Annotated in this window: 17 protein-coding genes and 1 pseudogene; 13 read left to right on the top strand and 5 right to left on the bottom strand. The window is 41.4% G+C overall.

Annotated elements, in window-relative coordinates:
• Positions 1-36 precede the first annotated feature (36 nt).
• Complete coding sequence (ptsH, locus tag DRF63_RS07195; protein ID WP_005598406.1) at positions 37-294, bottom strand: phosphocarrier protein Hpr; 258 nt, start codon at positions 292-294, stop codon at positions 37-39.
• A gap of 236 nt (positions 295-530) precedes the next feature.
• Between ptsH and thiP the strand changes: the two genes are divergently transcribed.
• The 3 genes from thiP (at position 531) to DRF63_RS07180 (ending at position 4,408) form a co-directional block, all read left to right on the top strand.
• Positions 531-2,156, top strand: coding sequence for a thiamine/thiamine pyrophosphate ABC transporter permease ThiP (gene thiP, locus DRF63_RS07190; RefSeq protein ID WP_005598405.1), 1,626 nt, complete (start codon positions 531-533; stop codon positions 2,154-2,156).
• Positions 2,153-2,797, top strand: coding sequence for a thiamine ABC transporter ATP-binding protein (thiQ, locus tag DRF63_RS07185; RefSeq protein ID WP_005598404.1), 645 nt, complete (start codon positions 2,153-2,155; stop codon positions 2,795-2,797). The genes thiP and thiQ overlap by 4 nt, the downstream gene beginning before the upstream one ends.
• Positions 2,798-2,986: 189 nt before the next feature.
• Positions 2,987-4,408, top strand: coding sequence for a sucrose-specific PTS transporter subunit IIBC (locus DRF63_RS07180; protein ID WP_005598403.1), 1,422 nt, complete (start codon positions 2,987-2,989; stop codon positions 4,406-4,408).
• A 247-nt stretch (positions 4,409-4,655) separates the two neighbouring features.
• On the opposite strand, the gene arcC is transcribed toward DRF63_RS07180, so the two are convergent.
• Positions 4,656-5,603: a carbamate kinase gene (arcC, locus tag DRF63_RS07175; protein WP_005598402.1), complete on the bottom strand. Its 948-nt coding sequence runs from the start codon at positions 5,601-5,603 to the stop codon at positions 4,656-4,658.
• Positions 5,604-5,624: 21 nt separating this feature from the next.
• A complete protein-coding gene (locus DRF63_RS07170) occupies positions 5,625-6,629 on the bottom strand; it encodes an ornithine carbamoyltransferase (RefSeq protein WP_005598400.1) in 1,005 nt (334 codons plus the stop codon).
• An 852-nt stretch (positions 6,630-7,481) separates the two neighbouring features.
• On the opposite strand from DRF63_RS07170, the gene DRF63_RS07165 reads away from it, so the two are divergent.
• Positions 7,482-8,816 carry an anaerobic C4-dicarboxylate transporter gene (locus DRF63_RS07165; protein ID WP_005598398.1) on the top strand — a complete coding sequence of 445 codons (1,335 nt, stop codon included), beginning with the start codon at positions 7,482-7,484 and terminating at the stop codon, positions 8,814-8,816.
• A 67-nt stretch (positions 8,817-8,883) separates the two neighbouring features.
• Here the strand turns inward: DRF63_RS07165 and hslO are convergent, their stop codons facing one another.
• The gene (hslO, locus tag DRF63_RS07160) at positions 8,884-9,774 is read right to left on the bottom strand and encodes an Hsp33 family molecular chaperone HslO (RefSeq protein ID WP_012478523.1); all 891 of its coding nucleotides are present in this window, start codon (positions 9,772-9,774) and stop codon (positions 8,884-8,886) included.
• 130 nt (positions 9,775-9,904) lie between these two features.
• Complete coding sequence (gene hslR, locus DRF63_RS07155) at positions 9,905-10,309, bottom strand: ribosome-associated heat shock protein Hsp15 (protein ID WP_005598394.1); 405 nt, start codon at positions 10,307-10,309, stop codon at positions 9,905-9,907.
• A 142-nt stretch (positions 10,310-10,451) separates the two neighbouring features.
• Between hslR and nudE the strand changes: the two genes are divergently transcribed.
• The 9 genes and pseudogenes from nudE to gnd all read left to right on the top strand — a co-directional run bounded on the left by nudE (position 10,452) and on the right by gnd (position 18,826).
• Positions 10,452-11,009 carry an ADP compounds hydrolase NudE gene (gene nudE, locus DRF63_RS07150; protein WP_005598392.1) on the top strand — a complete coding sequence of 186 codons (558 nt, stop codon included), beginning with the start codon at positions 10,452-10,454 and terminating at the stop codon, positions 11,007-11,009.
• A 12-nt stretch (positions 11,010-11,021) separates the two neighbouring features.
• Positions 11,022-11,837 carry a 3'(2'),5'-bisphosphate nucleotidase CysQ gene (gene cysQ / locus DRF63_RS07145; protein ID WP_005598390.1) on the top strand — a complete coding sequence of 272 codons (816 nt, stop codon included), beginning with the start codon at positions 11,022-11,024 and terminating at the stop codon, positions 11,835-11,837.
• A gap of 71 nt (positions 11,838-11,908) precedes the next feature.
• The gene (zwf, locus tag DRF63_RS07140) at positions 11,909-13,396 is read left to right on the top strand and encodes a glucose-6-phosphate dehydrogenase (RefSeq protein ID WP_005598388.1); all 1,488 of its coding nucleotides are present in this window, start codon (positions 11,909-11,911) and stop codon (positions 13,394-13,396) included.
• Between the two features lie 86 nt (positions 13,397-13,482).
• Positions 13,483-14,181, top strand: a complete 699-nt coding sequence (gene pgl, locus DRF63_RS07135) for a 6-phosphogluconolactonase (RefSeq protein ID WP_043991869.1) — start codon at positions 13,483-13,485, stop codon at positions 14,179-14,181.
• Positions 14,182-14,313: 132 nt separating this feature from the next.
• Positions 14,314-15,636: an MFS transporter gene (locus DRF63_RS07130; RefSeq protein WP_005598383.1), complete on the top strand. Its 1,323-nt coding sequence runs from the start codon at positions 14,314-14,316 to the stop codon at positions 15,634-15,636.
• A gap of 146 nt (positions 15,637-15,782) precedes the next feature.
• Positions 15,783-16,217: pseudogene (locus tag DRF63_RS11370) on the top strand (DUF1016 N-terminal domain-containing protein); the annotation flags it as partial.
• A 51-nt stretch (positions 16,218-16,268) separates the two neighbouring features.
• Complete coding sequence (locus tag DRF63_RS11365; protein WP_249980086.1) at positions 16,269-16,805, top strand: PDDEXK nuclease domain-containing protein; 537 nt, start codon at positions 16,269-16,271, stop codon at positions 16,803-16,805.
• A gap of 61 nt (positions 16,806-16,866) precedes the next feature.
• Complete coding sequence (locus tag DRF63_RS07120; RefSeq protein ID WP_005598376.1) at positions 16,867-17,301, top strand: hypothetical protein; 435 nt, start codon at positions 16,867-16,869, stop codon at positions 17,299-17,301.
• Positions 17,302-17,371: 70 nt separating this feature from the next.
• The gene (gnd, locus tag DRF63_RS07115) at positions 17,372-18,826 is read left to right on the top strand and encodes a decarboxylating NADP(+)-dependent phosphogluconate dehydrogenase (RefSeq protein WP_043991876.1); all 1,455 of its coding nucleotides are present in this window, start codon (positions 17,372-17,374) and stop codon (positions 18,824-18,826) included.
• Positions 18,827-18,904: the final 78 nt, after the last annotated feature.

Genomic DNA, 18,904 nt, shown 5'->3' with positions numbered 1-18,904 from the left:
GGGCTGCTTTACAACATAATAAGAAACGGAAAGAAATTATTCTAAAGTAGGAATTAAATCTACTAAGAAATCAACCGCTTTTTGCTCGTCTTCACCTTCAGCGGAAATAGTGATTGTCGTACCTTGCGTTAAACCTAATGTTTGGAGTTTAAACAGACTTTTCGCACTTGAGCTTTTACCGCCGGAAGTTACCGTAATATCCGATGCAAAACCTTTAGCCGCTTTAACGAACTCTGCTGCAGGGCGAGTATGTAAACCGTTAGGTGCAGTAATAACAACGTCTTTTGAGTACATATAAGATTCCTCTTAAATTTTTAAAGTGAAAAAAATCGGTTTAAGTAATTAAAACCCATTACTATTTGTGCTAACTTTACTACAAAAAAGATCTAAAAACACGCTTAAAACCTGAAAATCTTTTGATAAATATTAAATATACGCGTATTAATTAATCAAAAGGAGTGAATTTTGCCTCACGTCAATTTCGGGAAATAAGCGCTAATTAAACGATTGCGTAAAAAATAGTTGAGCATATGTTAAAATTTATTCATTCTTTTACGATCAAAGAAAATTTCTCTCGTTTCCTCGCAAGATACTCCGCTTGGTCGGTATATGGCATTATTGTGGCGATTTATGCCATGAGTCTGTTTGCATTAATGGCACATCGACAAGACGACAGTATGTGGAGTGTTTCCGATGTATTACCGATTTTAAAATATAGTTTTTTACAGGCCGGATTATCGGCGGTTCTTACCTGTATGTTAGGTGTTTTATTAGCCAGAGCGTTTTTTTATTTGGACTTTATCGGAAAATCTTATCTGTATAAAATTCTTTCCTTTGTTTGGGCGTTACCTTCGCTTGTGGTTATTTTCGCATTAATCGGATTTTGGGGAAATTCGGGATGGATAGCGGCATTTCTACAATGGTTGGGTATTGAGTGGCAATTTCAACTATATGGTTTACAAGGCATTTTGCTCGCCCATGTTTTTTTTAATGTGCCGTTAGTGACAAAATATTGTGTGGAGAGTTTAACTCTTATTCCAAGCAGCCAACATCGTTTAGCCGCACAAATGAATCTGAAAGGCTGGTCTTATTTTAAGATCGTCGAATTACCGATGTTAAGCGGGATTTTACCCTATGCTTTTGCAAACGTCTTTTTAATTTGTTTTACCAGTTTCCCTATCGTACTAATGTTAGGCGGCAGTCCGAAATACAGCACATTGGAAGTCGCTATCTATCAAGCGGTGACTTTTGAGTTTGATTTTGCAAAAGCGGTTATATTGATTATGGTTCAATTAGCGGTAGGTATCTTGTTGCAACTGCTAATGGACTTTACCACTAAGTATGCCTTTAACAACGCCAAACAATATACGCCGGTGGTGGATATGATTTGGAAACCTAAGCCGATGGGATGGCAAAAGAAAGGGTTGCAAATCGTACTGCTGCTGCAAAGTTTATTGATTATTTTACCGCTTACCAGCGTTGTATGGTCCGGTATTTCCGTTTCCAATTTAAGTGAGCGATTGTTAAATTCGGCGTTATGGGAAGCCGCTTGGTTTTCGTTATTGCTGAGTTTAATCGCATCCGGTTCGGTATTATGTCTTGCTTATTTATTAGCGTTGGAAACCAGACAGCTGGCATTTAAACATAAAAAATTGCAATATAGTATTTTGAGTGGTGTTGCGACTTACCCTTTGATTTTACCGGTATTTCTTTTAGCGGTCGGTTTATTTCTATTGCTAATGGAGATTGAATTAAGTACATCCCACTTATTATGGCTAGTCGGTATTTGTAACGGCTTAATTTTATTACCTTATATTTATCGTCTTATTTTTGCCGCAATGTGGCATTCACTTACCGCACAAGATAAATTAGCGCGCAGTTTAGGGCTAAGCGGGTTTCGCCGTTGGTGGATTGTGGAAAAAAATTATTTAATTAGACCGCTTATCGGTGCGTTTGCTCTGGCAATGTCTTCCAGCTTAGGGAGTTTTGCGGTTATTGCTTTTTTCGGAAGCCCGGATTTTAGCTCGTTACCTTATTTGTTATATCAACAACTTGGCAGTTATCGAACCGAAGATGCGGCGGTGACTGCTTTAGTATTGATGCTATTCACATTATTGCCGTTTTTATTTATAGCACAGAAAGAGAAAATCAAATGATTCGCTTGAATGTCCGTTTTGATTATGAACAAATCCCAATGCATTTTGTGCTGGAAGTACCAAAGGGACAACGTGTTGCGATTGTTGGGGAAAGCGGCGCAGGCAAAAGCACCTTATTAAATTTGATTGCCGGTTTTGAGCAGCCGACAAGCGGTCAAATTTGGCTGAATAATTTCAATCATACCGCAACACAAGTGGCTGAACGTCCCGTTTCGATGTTATTTCAAGATAATAATGTTTTTCCACACCTTACGGTTGAACAAAATATCGGGTTAGCTCTGATTCCTAGTTTAAAACTCAATAGCGATCAGAAAGCTCAAGTACAACAGATCGCCGAGCAAATGGGAATCGCCGATTTACTGAATAGACGAGCGGATCAACTTTCCGGCGGGCAAAAGCAACGAGTAGCCTTGGCGAGAACTTTATTACGTAAACAGCCGATTTTACTGCTCGATGAGCCGTTTTCAGCACTTGATCCTAAACGTAGAAACGAACTTCAAGCATTAGTGGCGGAAATTTGCCGACAACAAAATTTAACCTTATTGATGGTTACTCACCAATTTGAAGAAAGTAAATCGTTATTTGATCGTATTTTAATGATCGAAAACGGAAAAATTTTAACGGATAAATTAATTGTCTAGTTAAGCTGTATTTTGCGTTTAGTAAATGATTTTTGGTTGAATTTTGTACTTAATCATAACTAGACTTGCTAAAATTGTGATCTAATCGACAAAACTAAAACGTTTTAGCAGAATTTTCTGTTTTAGCTAAAACGTTTTAGTTAAAATATAATCATTAAATTTTTGATATAAAAAAATAGGTGGCAAACTATGAACTTTCCGAAAATTGCGGAGCAAACGATCGAGAAACTCGGTGGTAAAAGCAACATCACAACGCTTGCACACTGTGCAACACGCTTACGTTTAACCCTTGCAGACGAGTCAAAAGTAGATAAACAAGCGATTGAGAATATCGAAGGCGTTAAAGGTCAATTCTCAACCAGCGGTCAATACCAAATTATTTTTGGTTCAGGCACAGTAAACAAAGTACACGCTGAGATGCAAAAACAAATGGGCATCGGCGATATGAGTACGTCTGAAGTGGCGGCGGCAGGTGCGGCTAATCAACCGTTGTTACAACGCTTAGTAAAAGGGTTAGCGGATATTTTTGTACCGATCATTCCTGCAATCGTGGCAGGCGGTTTGCTGATGGGTATCCACTCAATGCTGACTTCGGTCGGTTTCTTCTGGGAAGGCGAGTCGGTTGCAAGTAAATATCCGCAATTTGCGGATCTGATTGATTTTATCAATACGATTGCAAACGCACCGTTTGTCTTCTTACCGGTGTTACTCGGTTTCTCCGCAACGCGTAAATTCGGTGGTAACCCGTTCTTAGGTGCGGCACTCGGTATGTTATTAGTTCACCCTGCATTAGCAGACGGCTGGAATTATGCTAAAACCTTAATGGAAGGTAACATCAAATACTGGAACGTACTTGGTTTTGAAATTGAAAAAGTCGGTTATCAAGGTACGGTAATCCCAACCATCGTTTCTGCGTGGGTGTTAGCAACCCTTGAAAAAGGTTTCCGTAAATTTGTACCTTCTTATTTAGATAACCTTGTGACACCGATGATGTCTTTATTTATCGCAGGTGTGTTAGCTTTCACGGTAATCGGTCCGTTCGGCCGTGAAGCGGGTTCCGCTATTTCAGCAGGTTTAACTTGGTTATATGACAGCTTAGGTTTTATCGGCGGCGCAATCTTCGGTACATTCTATGCACCAATCGTCATCACCGGTATGCACCAAACCTTTATTGCGGTAGAAACGCAATTATTAGCGGAAATGGCGAATACCGGCGGTACATTTATCTTCCCAATTGCAGCAATGTCTAACATCGCACAAGGTGCGGCGTGTTTAGGGGTAGCGTTCGCAATGAAAGATGCGAAAGTACGCGGTTTAGCCGTGCCGTCCGGTATCTCTGCATTATTAGGTATTACGGAACCGGCAATGTTCGGTGTGAACTTACGTTACCGTCAAGCATTCGTTGCGGCAATGGTTGGTTCAGGTTTAGCGTCTGCGTTTATCGCATTCTTTAACGTGAAAGCGATTGCATTAGGTGCGGCGGGTTTCTTAGGTGTGCCGTCAATCAAACCGGACAGCCTTGCAATGTACTCTGTAGGTATGGCAATTTCATTTATCGTTGCGTTCTCAATCTCAGCGGTATGGGTGAAAAAAGCACAAGCTAAAAAATAATTTAGCGATAAAACAATAGAGAAAGCCCCTAAAGCGTAAGGTTTATGGGCTTTCGTTTATGCTACAAGCGGTTAAATTTGTTCGATTTTTTGCAAATGGGAGTTTAACCGCGGAATACACGGAACTTCACAGAAAACGATAGTATAAATATTACCGTAACCAATCAATTGTATTAAAAAAGGGCGTACTCGGTACGCCCTTACTTGATATTACAGATTTTTAGCAAAATCTAACCGCTTGTTTTTGCTTACTTATAAAACTCAATACCGGAAATGCTGTTGGTGACACGGGTTCCCGCTTTACCGGCTACAATATCTTGAATATCGGAAAGTGAGCCGATTGCAGCATCTTTACCGGTTGCTTTAACAAAGTTAATCACAGCTTGTACTTTTGGTCCCATTGAACCCGGTGCAAATTCGTCCGCCAGTTTTTCCAACTCCGCCGGGTTTGCTTTGGCAATTTGTAATTGATCCGGTTTGTTGAAGTTTACGCACGCCGCTTTGACATCGGTTGCGATAATAAATAAATCCGCATCAAGTTGTTGTGAAATCACCGCAGTGGCAAGATCTTTATCCACAACTGCTTCCACACCTTGTAATTTACCTTGTTCGTCACGAATACTCGGCACGCCGCCGCCGCCGCCGCAAATCACGATTTGATCTTGTGCCAATAACGCTTTGACCGCTTCAATACCGGTAACCGATTGCGGTTTCGGGCTTGGCACCGCTCGGCGGTAATATTGACCGTCCGCCATTACCGTCCAACCTTTTTCAGCGGCGAGTTTTTCCGCTTCTTCTTTTGAGTAAACCTGTCCGATCGGTTTGCTCGGTTTGGCAAAAGCCGGATCTTTCGCATCAACAATCACTTGAGTGACTAAGGTTTGCGTCGGATGTTCCGGTGCGAGATTGGTCAGTTCTTGTTGTAACATATAACCAATCATACCGACGGTTTGCGAAACTAACACGTCAAGCGGATAAGGCTCGATTTTGTTATCAATCGCGTGGTAAGCGGCGTGTTGTAATGCGCTTAATCCGACTTGAGGACCGTTACCGTGTGAAATGACTAATTCATTATTTGGTTTGATTTTTGCTAACTGTTCTGCGGCGATTTTGATATTTGCCGACTGGTTTTGGGCGGTCATCGGCTCACCGCGTTTTAATAAAGCGTTACCGCCTAAAGCTACTACGATTTTCATGTTTGTTCCTTTTTCTACTTCTTACGCTAAGCTTGCAACCATGACCGCTTTGATAGTGTGCATACGGTTTTCCGCTTGTTCGAAAGCGACGTTTGCCGGCGATTCGAATACGTCTTCGGTTACTTCGATACCGTTTGCTAAAGCCGGATATTTTTCCGCAACTTGTTTGCCGATTTTGGTTTCGCTGTTATGGAATGCCGGTAAGCAGTGCATAAATTTCACTTTCGGATTACCGGTACGTTTCATGAGTTCCGGCGTAACTTGATACGGCATTAGCATATCGATACGTTCGCCCCAAGTTTCAAGCGGCTCGCCCATAGATACCCAAACGTCGGTATGTACGAAATCCACCCCTTTTACTGCGGTATCGATATCGTCGGTTACGGTAATTCTTGCACCGCTTTCCGCTGCGAATTTTTGGCACATTTCAACAAGGCTGTCTTCCGGTAATAGTGCTTTCGGCGCACAAATACGAACGTCCATTCCTAATTTCGCACCGATTAACAGTAATGAGTTACCTACGTTGTTACGTGCGTCACCGATATAAACATAGCTGATTTGGCTTAACGGTTTTTCACAATTTTCGATCATAGTGAGAACGTCGGCTAACATTTGGGTCGGGTGGAATTCATCGGTTAAACCGTTGAATACCGGCACGCCCGCATATTCCGCCAATTCGTTTACCACCGATTGTTTAAAGCCGCGGTATTCAATCGCATCGTACATTCTGCCCAACACGCGAGCGGTGTCTTTCATCGATTCTTTATGACCGATTTGCGATGAAGTCGGGTCAATATAAGTTACGTGTGCGCCTTGATCGTAGGCCGCCACTTCAAAAGCGCAACGGGTACGGGTTGAAGTTTTCTCAAAAATTAACGCAATGTTTTTACCTTTTAATCGTTGTTGTTCGGTTCCTGCATATTTCGCTCGTTTTAGATCGCGGGATAAGTCTAATAAGAATTTGATTTCACGTTCAGTGTGGTTTACAAGGCTGAGTAAATGTCTATTTTTAAGGTTAAATGCCATGATATTGCTCCTGTTTTATAAGTAAAAAGATTTAAAAATTTGACCGCTTGTATAAGTGAAACAACTTATTCGAGATCGTGGATATATAAAATGTGGAATTGCAAGACGAGAATGCTTTGAAATGAAATGGACAAATACGACGAAAGGATTCGCTATTTTATCCGTTATGCCTTTTACGGGCATAAAAAGGGTAGGGTTTAACATTTTTACTCCTAAAAATTTATGAGGTTGGTACTTGAGAGTCGCCATTAACCTTTCTCGTAGAAGTAGGCGCATAATTCTAACAAAGCAAACGTTTGCTATCAAGTCGTTAATTCAATCTAAATTTATGTATGAATAATAATTCTTTTATTTTGCATTTTTATTCATTAAATGCAAGGATTTTTGTTGATAATTGAATAAAAATTTATAGGAGTATAGTGATGACGGACTAAACGTATTGATTGCGGTCTTTAACGAGAACGAAAAAGTCGGTTAAACCCAAGAACGACGAATGAAACAGGCCAAGTGACGGCAATCAATAAGCTGAACAATACGGCTTTAAGCAAACCAAGACGAAAGAATTGTGAAAAGAAGACGATCAGAAAACAAAACGGGATGGCAAGCAGATAAATTTCGAGCATAGTTCCTCCGAGCAAAAATATATCGTTTAAATAATAACATTTTCGAACTCGTCAAGTAAGCATTGCTCAATTTATAGCGATATTTTGATAGGTATAACGGAATATTTTAATTTTTGAAAAAATACTACTAAAGTGTTAATTTGTTTTTGATCAAATGCAAAGAATCACGGCACTCGCTCAAGTACACTTGCGCACAGTGATTAGTTATTTTTAATTTTTTGGAGTTTATATGCTTTATGCAGAATTTTTGCTTTTATTAGCATTCCTCTATGCGGGTAGCCGTTACGGCGGTATCGGTTTAGGGGTTGTTTCCGGTATCGGTTTATTTGTGGAAGTATTTTTCCTCGGTATGCCGCTTTCAAAAGCACCGATTGACGTAATGTTGGTCATTTTAGCCGTGGTGACTTGTGCGTCCGTACTTGAAGCGGCGGGCGGTTTGAAATTTATGTTACAAATCGCGGAACGTATCTTACGTAGTAATCCGAAACGCATCACGCTACTTGGTCCTATCGTAACTTATGTAATGACTTTAATGTTAGGTACCGGCCACTCGGTATATTCAATTATGCCGATTATCGGTGACATTGCGTTAAAAAATAAAATTCGTCCTGAACGCCCGATGGCGGCGGCATCGGTTGCTTCGCAATTAGGGATTACCGGTAGCCCGCTTTCAGCTGCAGTGGCGTATTACTTAACCGAAATTACCAAATTACCGGGCTTTGAAGGCGTTACACTTTTAAATATCGTAGCGGTAACCATGTCTGCAACATTTGTTGGTGTACTTGCAATGTGTTTATATAGTTTACGTCGCGGTAAAGAGCTTGAGGATGATCCGGAATATCAACGTCGTATGCAAGACCCCGTATTGCGTAAACAAATTGAAGAAACCAGTTCTACTTCATTAGACGAGCAATTACCGGCAAGTGCGAAAAATTCCGTTTATCTATTCTTAGCGGCAATCGCAACGATCGTTATTATCGCAATGGTGCCGGCAATTAAACCGGTGATGGCGGATACGGGCAAAACGGCCGGTATGGATAAAATCATTCAAATCGTGATGCTGACTTTCGGCGGTTTAATCTTAGTATTAACCAAAACCGATGTGAAAAAAGTACCGAACGGCGTAGTATTTAAATCCGGTATGGTGGCGACTATCGCAATCTTCGGTATTGCGTGGATGAGCGATACTTATTTCAGTTATGCGATGCCTTCATTTAAAGCGGGTGTAACCGAAATGATTAAAGCGCAGCCTTGGACGTTCGCCTTCGCATTATTTGCAGTATCCGTAGTGGTAAACAGCCAAGCGGTAACGGCGAAAATGTTATTACCAGTCGGTATTGCCATCGGTTTACCGGCACCGTTATTAGTCGGTTTAATGCCTGCAACCTATGCGTACTTCTTTATTCCTAACTATCCGTCAGATATCGCAACGGTAAACTTTGACGTGACAGGTACAACCAAAATCGGTAAATACTACTTCAACCACAGCTTTATGGCACCGGGTTTAGTCGGGGTAATTACCGCATGTTGTGTGGGTATTGCATTAGCAAATATTCTGATTTAATGACTCAATAAAGTAAGCGGTTCGATTTAGTAAAATTTATACAAAATCGAACCGCTTATTTTTTGCGTTATAAACCTAATTGATTGAGTTTATCCGCTTCTTGTTTAAATTCCATAATGGCGTTTTTATCAAAGAAATATTGCGTGCCGCAGCATTCGCATTGCATATCGATGACACCGTTTTTCTCAGCAAGCATTTCATCGATTTCTTCCATCGGTAACAATAAAATCGCATTACCCGAACGTTCGCGGGAACAGCCGCAATAGAATTCGGTCTCTTGCGGCGGATAGACTTCAACCTGTTCTTCGTGATATAGACGGAATAAAAGTTCTTCCGCTTCTAAGCCGAATAATTCTTCGTCTTTCACCGTTTCGGCAAGCGTCATTAAATGCTCGAAATCTTCCGGCATACCCGTACCGTCCGGCATAATTTGTAATAATAAACCGCCGGCAACCGCTTTACCTTCATATTCGCCGGTACGAATCACTAAATGCGTTTGAAGCTGTTCGGAACGAATAAAATAATCTTCCAAACATTCACGAATAGTCGGTTTATCTAACGCGATCACCCCTTGGTAACGTTCGCCGTCATTCGGCATAATCGAAATGACCAATACGCCGTTGCCGATCATTTCGCTTAAGCTCGCATTATCGGCAATTTCCGCTTGAGTACGCGCTAATGCACGTAACTGTTGTTTTTCATTACCGTTTACCACCGCTAATTTGAGTGGGCCGTCACCTTGAATTTGGACGGTAATCGTTCCTTCAAATTTCATAATCGCAGTAAGTAGGCTGGTTGCGACCAACATTTCGCCTAATAAATTTTGTACCGCTTTCGGATATTGGTGGGTATTCAGCGTTTCGGTAAAGGTATCGTTTAAACGAACCCATTCGCCGCGCACGGCACGGTTTTGAAATAAATAGCGATAAAGCTTGTCGTTGTCTTTTGTATAACTCATGGTTTTTCCTAATGAAAGCGGTGTGATTTGCAAAAAAATGTACAAATTTGACCGCTTGTTAAAATAAAAGAAGGCACACCGTAAACTGTGTGCCGTCAAATCGAGTTCAATATAGGGGCGAATTGATAAATTACAATATTTGATCTCTAAATTTTACCAAATCACGGCGTTCCTTTTTATTCGGGCGGCGATCCGGATGCGGCATCGAAAGCGCATTCGCTTTACGAGCAAAGGCAATCGCTTCACGTTGTTTAATGCTTTTTTCGGTTTCTTGGTAAAGCAATTGCGCTTCCGGTGCGCCTCGACGTTGGTCGCTGAGTGCCGTGACGATGATCTCTTTTTCATCGTTACCTTGGCGTAGCTTGATAGTTGCGCCGATTTCGACCGTTTTGCTGGTTTTCGCTCTTTGCCCGTTATAATGCACTTTACCGCCTTCAATCATTGCTTTGGCGATCGAACGCGTTTTGTAAAAACGAGCCGCCCACAGCCATTTATCAAGGCGAACTTCATTATCTCGTTCCGCTGTATTTTTCATGAAAAACACCTAATTAAGATACTTAGATCAATTTGAACGTAAATGATTTTATTTATACGGAATTTACTGCATAAATTTAAATAAATTTTATCATAAAATATGGTATCTTTAGAAAATTAAATAGTAGTAATGAGAATATCTTATGACCACAGCACGTCAGCTCCCGGAAATTCTTTCAGTAGAAACGATCGCTAAAACACGTATCTTTGAAGTACAAGCGGTCGATTTGCGTTTTTCAAACGGTGAAGAACGTCGATTTGAGCGTTTAACGCCGCAACGTCGTTCTTCCGTGATGGTCATACCGATTCAAGATCAGCATCTTATTTTTGTCAAAGAATATGCGGTAGGTTCCGAACGTTATGAGTTAGGTTTTCCGAAAGGGATCGTTGATTCGGGCGAAGAGCCGATAGTCAGTGTCAATCGAGAATTACAAGAAGAAATCGGCTTCGGCGCAAAACGGATCGAATTTTTACGTTCGCTTTATAGCGGCCCGAGCCATATGTTCGGTTTAATGCACTTATTTATTGCTCAAGATCTTTATCCGTCCAAATTAGCGGGTGATGAGCCAGAGCCGTTAGAAATCGTACGCATACCGTTAGCCGATATAGACGAATTACTGGCTGATCCGAATTTTGCGGAATCAAGAAATTTATCCGCCCTGTTTATGCTAAGAGATTATCTGGCAAGCGGTCGGAAATAAGGGAATTTTAGTATGCAACCATTAAATTCAACGCTGTTGGAAGCGGTTAAACGGATTGCGATAGAAGCGGGAGAACACCTTAAACGTTTTTATCAGTGTTCGGTACAGGTCAAAATCAAAGCGGATCATACGCCGGTTACGGAGGCGGATCTGTTTATCAGCCAATTCGTAACGGAAAAACTTCGTCAATTAACGCCGGACGTGCCGATTTTATCCGAAGAAAATTGCAATATCGCATTAGCGGATCGACAAACTTGGCAAGAATATTGGATCATTGATCCGTTAGACGGGACGCAACAATTTATTGATCGTACCGATCAATTTTCTGTGGTAATCGGTTTAGTGCAAGATCATCGCCCAGTGTTAGGTGTGATCCATTCTCCGATTTTAGCGAAGACTTATTTTGCTATGGCGGGAAACGGCGCATTTTTGCAAGAAAACGGCGAAATTCGACCGCTTGTCGGACATCAGGGCTTACTTCAGGATAATCGCTTGAAGATTACGATGGGTGCATCTGCGCAGCAGGCGGTATTAAATTCGGTAGATAAATCTTATCAAGCGGAAATCTTCCAATACGGTTCAAGCAGTTTAAAAGCGGGTTTACTTGCCGAAGGTAAAGCGGATTGTTACGTACGTTTCGGCGATACCGGAGAATGGGATACGGCGGTTGCCGAAGTATTACTTTCGGAAGTAGGCGGCAAAATTTTTAATTTGAAGTTTGAGCCGCTTACTTATAATCGGCGTTCAACTTTTATCAACCCCTATTTCGTGATGGTGGCGGATAAGCATTTGGCTTGGGAACAAATTTTTAGATTTAATGCACAATAGTTATTTGTAATCCTTTTTAAAATGTTACATATTGGTTAAATAATTCATACACTTAGGATAAAAAGAAAAAAATGAATATTGAAAATAGTTGTATTGTTATTTTTGGTGCATCGGGCGATTTAACTTTTCGTAAGTTAATTCCGGCACTTTATAACTTGTTTAGAGTTGGTCGCTTAGGGCAGCATTTCTCGGTATTGGGCGTAGCGCGTTCCGAATTAACGGACGATTCTTTCCGTACCAAAATGCGTGATGCGTTAGTTAAATTTGAGAAAGCACAAGGACAGGAGTTAGAAGACTTCTGTACCCATTTGTATTATCAAGCGGTAAATACGTCCGATGCCTTGGACTATGCTAAATTATTACCTCGCTTAGACGAATTGCACGACAAATACGGCAGTTGCGGTAATACGCTTTATTACCTTTCTACGCCGCCGAGTTTATACGGCGTAATTCCGGAATGTTTAGCCGCACACGGTTTAACCACCGAAGAATACGGCTGGAAACGTATCATCGTCGAAAAACCGTTCGGTTACGATATTAAAACCGCTAAAGAATTAGACGAGAAAATTCATCATTACTTTGAAGAACATCAAATCTACCGTATCGATCACTATTTAGGGAAAGAAACGGTACAAAATTTATTAGTATTACGTTTCTCAAACGGTTTATTCGAACCTTTATGGAACCGTAATTTCATTAATTACGTAGAAATTACTGGTGCGGAAGCGATCGGCGTAGAGGAGCGCGGCGGTTATTATGACGGTTCGGGTGCAATGCGTGATATGTTCCAGAACCATTTATTACAAGTGTTGGCGATGGTGGCGATGGAACCACCGGCAATTATTAATGCCGATTCAATGCGTGACGAAGTGGCTAAAGTGCTGCATTGTTTACATCCACTTACTACCGAAGACGTAAAAAATAATGTGGTACTCGGGCAATACACCAAAGGCGAAGTGGATGATCAAGCGGCTGCCGGTTACTTAGAAGAAAAAGGCGTACCGGCGGATTCGAATACCGAAACCTATATGGCGATTAAGTGTGAGATTGATAACTGGCGTTGGGCGGGCGTGCCGTTTTATGTGCGTACCGGTAAACGTTTACCGACCCGTGTAACCGAAGTTGTGATTCATTTTAAAACCACGCCGCATCCGGTCTTCAGCCAAAATGCGCCGGAAAATAAATTAATTATCCGAGTGCAGCCGGACGAGGGGATTTCAATGCGTTTCGGCTTGAAAAAACCGGGTGCAGGCTTTGAGGCGAAAGAAGTTTCCATGGACTTCCGTTATTCCGATTTAAGTTCGGCTTCCAGCCTATTAACCGCTTATGAGCGTTTATTATTAGATGCGTTGAAAGGCGATGCGACTTTATTCGCGCGTACCGATGCGGTACACGCTTGTTGGAAATTCGTTCAGCCGATTTTAGATTATAAAGCGGAAAGAGGCAGAGTTTATGAATACGAAGCCGGCACTTGGGGTCCGACCGAAGCGGATAAACTTATCGCCAAACACGGTAAAGTCTGGCGTAAACCGTCAGGCGTGATGAAGAAAAAAGTATAAATTTAGCAAATAAATCTCCCTCCTTCCCCCTCTTTAGAAAAGAGAGCTTGGGGGGAGATTTGAGTATGAATTAAAAGGAAATGTTAATGAATTACATTACCTTCCAATCCGCTCAACAAGCGGTGGAAAAAATCGCACAAGAATTTGTGTTATACAGTCAATTAAACCGTCCGGTACATATTTCCTTATCCGGCGGTTCAACCCCTAAATTACTGTTTAAAACGTTAGCGCAAGCACCGTTCAATAGCGAAATTCAATGGCAAAATCTGCACTTTTGGTGGGGGGATGATCGTATGGTACTGCCGACTGATCCGGAAAGTAATTACGGCGAAGTGCAAAAGTTACTCTTCGAGCATATTCAAATTCCTCAACAAAATATTCACCGTATTCGCGGTGAAGAGCCGGTAGAACAAGAGCTTGCAAGATTTTCACAAGAATTGACCGCTTGCATACCTGATTTAGCCTTTGATTGGATCATTCTCGGTATGGGCAATGACGGTCATACCGCTTCGCTTTTCCCTCATCAAACCGATTTTAATGACCAGAATGTGGCGGTTATTGCCAAACATCCTGAAAGCGGTCAAATTCGTATCTCAAAAACCGCTAAATTGCTTGAACAGGCGAAACGTATCACTTACTTGGTAACAGGTGCGGCAAAAGCGGAAGTTTTAAAAGAAATTAACGAAACCGAAGCGGAAAAACTGCCGTATCCGGCGGCTCGTATCAAAGCGAAAAACGGTGTAACCGAGTGGTACTTAGACCAAGAAGCGGCAAAATTGTTATAGTTTGTAGATTATGAATGAAATTCATAATTTAGCTTAATATTTTTCAATGCTGTTATTGCAGATTTGCGTTGTTCTTTGCAATTGTTTCATTTAGGATTCCTATTAAATGAAAATCTTTAATGAGGAATACCTATGACAATTCAAACGCCACAATATACGAATAATTTAAGGTTCGCGATTGATCACGGACGTATGGGCGTATATCAATGGGCAATCGTAATTATGGCTGCCGTGATGAACTTTTTAGACGGTTTCGACGTATTGGCGATTGCCTTTACCGCCACCAATATTTCTAAAGAGTTTGGTTTATCTAAAACTGAGTTCGGTGTGTTAATCAGTGCCGGTTTAGCCGGTATGACGATCGGTTCGCTTTTCCTTGCGCCATTGGCGGATAAATTCGGTCGTCGTCCGTTATTATTACTTTCCGTAGCGTTATCGGCGATTGGTTTGTTACTTTCGGGATTAGCGACCACACCGTTTGTACTTGGTTTTTCACGTGTAATTACCGGTTTGGGAGTGGGCGGTATTTTAGTCGGCACTAATGTGATCACTAGCGAATATTCGTCAAAAAAATGGCGTAGCTTTGCGATCAGCGTTTATGCGGCAGGCTTCGGTATCGGTGCGATGATCGGCGGTATAATGGCGAAAGAGTTGCAAGCGACTTATAGCTGGCATGCGGTGTATTTTGCCGGTGCGGCAATGACGGCGGTCGTGTGGGTTGTGTTATTTATTTGGTTACCGGAGTCGATCGACTTTTTAACCATGAAGCAACCGGTAAACGCCAAAGCACGCTTAAATCACATTGCGAAAAAAATTGGTTTTAACGGCGATTGGGAGCTACCGAAAAAAGTTGAAGCGGTGAAAACCAAGCTGCCGATTTCTCAGCTGTTTAATGATAAATATCGCCGTTCAACCTTATTATTATGGCTTTCGTTCTTTGCCATTATGTTCAGCTTCTATTTTATCAGCTCATGGACTCCGGCATTGCTCAAAGAAGCGGGAATGACGGTGGAAGACAGTATCAATGTAGGCATGGCGATTTCGATTGGCGGTGCGGGCGGTTCGTTAATCTACGGTTTAATCGCCAGCCGTTGGCAGGCAAGAGCGGTATTAATGCTGTTTACCGTGTTATCAGCAATTGCGATTGTGGTATTTATTCTTTCATCTTCGGCGCTCGGCGTGGCGATGGCAATGGGGGTGGTTGTCGGGGCGTTAGTAAACGGCTGTATCAGCGGTTTATACACTATCAATCCGGCGACTTACGATGCGGATATCCGTAATACCGGTGTGGGCTGGGCGATTGGTGCAGGGCGTGCAGGTTCAATTCTTGCGCCGACAGTCGCAGGAATGTTGCTTGACGGTGGCTTGGCGAAACAAGATTTATATATCGCCGTGGCGGGCGTGATGTTACTATCAACCCTAGCATTAGCCTTCAAACGTGAAAGTAAAATTTGATTGTAGGAATATATTAAGTATTCATAGTGTTTCACGGACGCAAGCACTTTTCCTATAAATCATAAGCGGTCGAATTTGCAAACTTTTCTGCAAATTCGACCGCTTACGTGTATAAGTATGTTTTATTTTTTAATAAAGGAGAATATATGAAAAATAAGCTGACAACATCTTATCTTAACGAAATTAAACAGATTTTACATTCCGCTCGTCAGCAAGCCTATGCGGCGGTAAATTCCGCTATGGTGGAAGCCTACTGGAAAATCGGTGAGCGAATTGTATTGGAAGAACAGAATGGCTCAGATCGAGCGGAGTATGGTAAGCAAGTTTTACAATTGCTTTCGACCTAATTAACTCAAGAATTTGGTAAAGGTTTTAGCTATCGTTCATTACGAGAAATTCGTCAGTTTTATTTGTTATTCAGCGACTTACCAAAATGGCGAACACTGTTCGCCAAATTGAGTTGGTCGCATTTTCAGCGTTGCTTAAAGGTATCAAATGATAAAGCTCGTCTTTATTATTTAACCGAAGCGGCGGAAAATCATTGGTCGGTACGAACTTTAGATCGAAATATTTCCACTCTCTATTATGAACGTTTACTTGCAAGCCAAGACAAAGAACTTGTGCAGGCGGAAATGCAACAAAAAACACAAAAATTACAAGCGAGCGATTTTATTAAATCGCCGACCGTATTAGAATTTCTGAATCTGCCGACTCATTTGGCTTATAGCGAAGCGGAGCTGGAAAAAGCACTGATTGATAATTTGCAACAATTTATGTTGGAGCTTGGTAAAGGTTTTGCCTTTGTTGCACGTCAGCAACATATTCGTACGGAAACTTCCGATTTCTTTATTGATTTAGTGTTCTATAATTACATTCTAAAATGTTTTGTGATAGTGGAACTCAAAACCGAAAAGCTCACGCACCAAAATATCGGGCAGCTGGATATGTATGTGCGAATGTATGACGATTTGCAAAAACGAGCGGACGATAATCCGACAATCGGTTTATTACTTTGTACCGAAGCGGATAGCGTTGTGGCGAAATACTCGGTGCTAAATGACAACGCCCAACTTTTCGCCAGCAAATATATGGCATATTTACCAAGCGAAGAAGAACTGGTACGGGAGCTTGAACAGCAGAAAATGATTTTTGAGCAGAATTTTAGTTGAAGTGCTGTAAGATTTACCGCATTTTTAACAGATTGAGTAAATGTAAAAACTAGGGGCGATTATGAAAAAACTTTTTATTTTATACGGTGCAGGCAATAAAGGAAAAACAACCACATTTAATAAACTACTGGAAAAAATAAATGCAAAGTACTTGGATAAACTAGTGTATTTTTCTCGTCACAGCAACAATATTGATTTTATAGCAGTATTCCAATACGAAAATATGCGTATTGGTTTCTACTCTTCAGGTGATAGTGAATGGGAAATTAGCCATAATTTGTATGAATTACATCATAAACAATGTGATTTTATCTTTGGTACATCAAGAACTAGAGGTGCTGGTTGCGAAATGTTAGAGAAATTTGCAACTCTTTTTTATGGACATTCAGAAGAAAATGACGTTATTGAATGGTTTGCCAAAGAACGTGCAACAGATGAAGATAATATGAAAGTAACAAAAACATTATTTTCAGCTATGGAAAAATTAATTAAATAAGCGGTCAATTTTGCAAAAAATGTTACAAATTCGACCGCTTGTAACGAATCAAAACCAACAGGAGAAAACAATGTCAGTAAAAGGCGACATCGGCGTTATCGGTTTAGCGGTAATGGGTCAGAACCTTATTTTAAATATGAACGACAACGGCTTTAAAGTGGTGGCGTATAACCGCACTACTTCAAAAGTGGATGAGTTCTTGGAAGGGGCGGCGAAAGGTACCAATATTATCGGTGCTTATTCGTTAGAAGATTTAGCGGCGAAATTAGAAAAACCGCGTAAAGTGATGTTAATGGTGCGTGCCGGTGAAGTGGTGGATCAATTTATTGAAGCGCTTCTTCCGCATTTAGAAGAAGGCGATATCATTATTGACGGCGGTAACTCAAATTACCCTGACTCAAACCGTCGTGTTAAAGATTTAGCGGCGAAAGGTATTCGTTTTATCGGTACCGGCGTTTCGGGCGGTGAAGAAGGTGCGCGTCACGGGCCTTCAATTATGCCGGGCGGTAACATTGAAGCGTGGGAACACGTTAAACCGATTTTACAAGCGATTTCAGCGAAAACCGACAAAGGCGAGCCTTGCTGTGACTGGGTGGGCAAAGAAGGTTCCGGTCATTTCGTGAAAATGGTTCACAACGGTATCGAATATGGCGATATGCAGTTAATTTGCGAAGCTTACCAATTTTTAAAAGACGGTTTAGGTTTAAGCTACGATGAAATGCAAGCGATTTTCCAAGAGTGGAAGAAAACCGAATTAGACAGCTACTTAATCGACATCACCACCGATATTTTAGGCTATAAAGACGAAGACGGTACGCCATTAGTTGAGAAAATCTTAGATACTGCAGGTCAAAAAGGCACAGGTAAATGGACAGGGATCAACGCACTTGATTTCGGTATTCCATTAACCTTAATCACTGAATCGGTATTTGCTCGTTGCGTATCTTCATTTAAAGATCAACGTGTTGCTGCGTCAAAATTATTCAACAAAACTATTACGCCGGTTGAAGGCGATAAAAAAGAGTGGATTGAAGCGGTTCGCAAAGCATTACTTGCTTCAAAAATCATTTCTTACGCACAAGGCTTTATGCTTATTCGTGAAGCGTCAGAAAACTTCGGTTGGGATATCAACTACGGTGCAACCGCACTTTTATGGCGTGAAGGTTGTATCATCCGTAGCCGTTTCTTAGGCAATATTCGTGATGCGTATGAAGCGAATCCGGACTTAGTATTCTTAGGCTCGGACGATTACTTCAAAGGCATTTTAGAAAATGCGATGGCAGACTGGCGTAAAGTGGTAGCGAAGTCTATCGAAGTAGGTATTCCTATGCCGTGTATGGCATCTGCGATCACGTTCTTAGACGGTTATACTTCAGAGCGTGTGCCGGCAAACTTGTTGCAAGCACAGCGTGACTACTTCGGGGCGCACACTTATGAGCGTACCGACAAACCGCGCGGCGAGTTCTTCCACACCAACTGGACAGGTCGCGGCGGTAACACAGCTTCAACCACTTATGATGTGTAAGATATTGCTGAACTAATTGCTTAGAGAAGCTTCTAAAAAGCGGGTAATAAATGAATTACCCGCTTTTTTTAACTCAAA

The sequence above is a fragment of the Actinobacillus pleuropneumoniae genome (assembly GCF_003290385.1).
GTDB classification, from domain to species: domain Bacteria; phylum Pseudomonadota; class Gammaproteobacteria; order Enterobacterales; family Pasteurellaceae; genus Actinobacillus; species Actinobacillus lignieresii.
The sequence above is the reverse complement of the archived record's forward strand: the minus strand, read 5'-3'. Positions and strand labels throughout refer to the sequence as shown.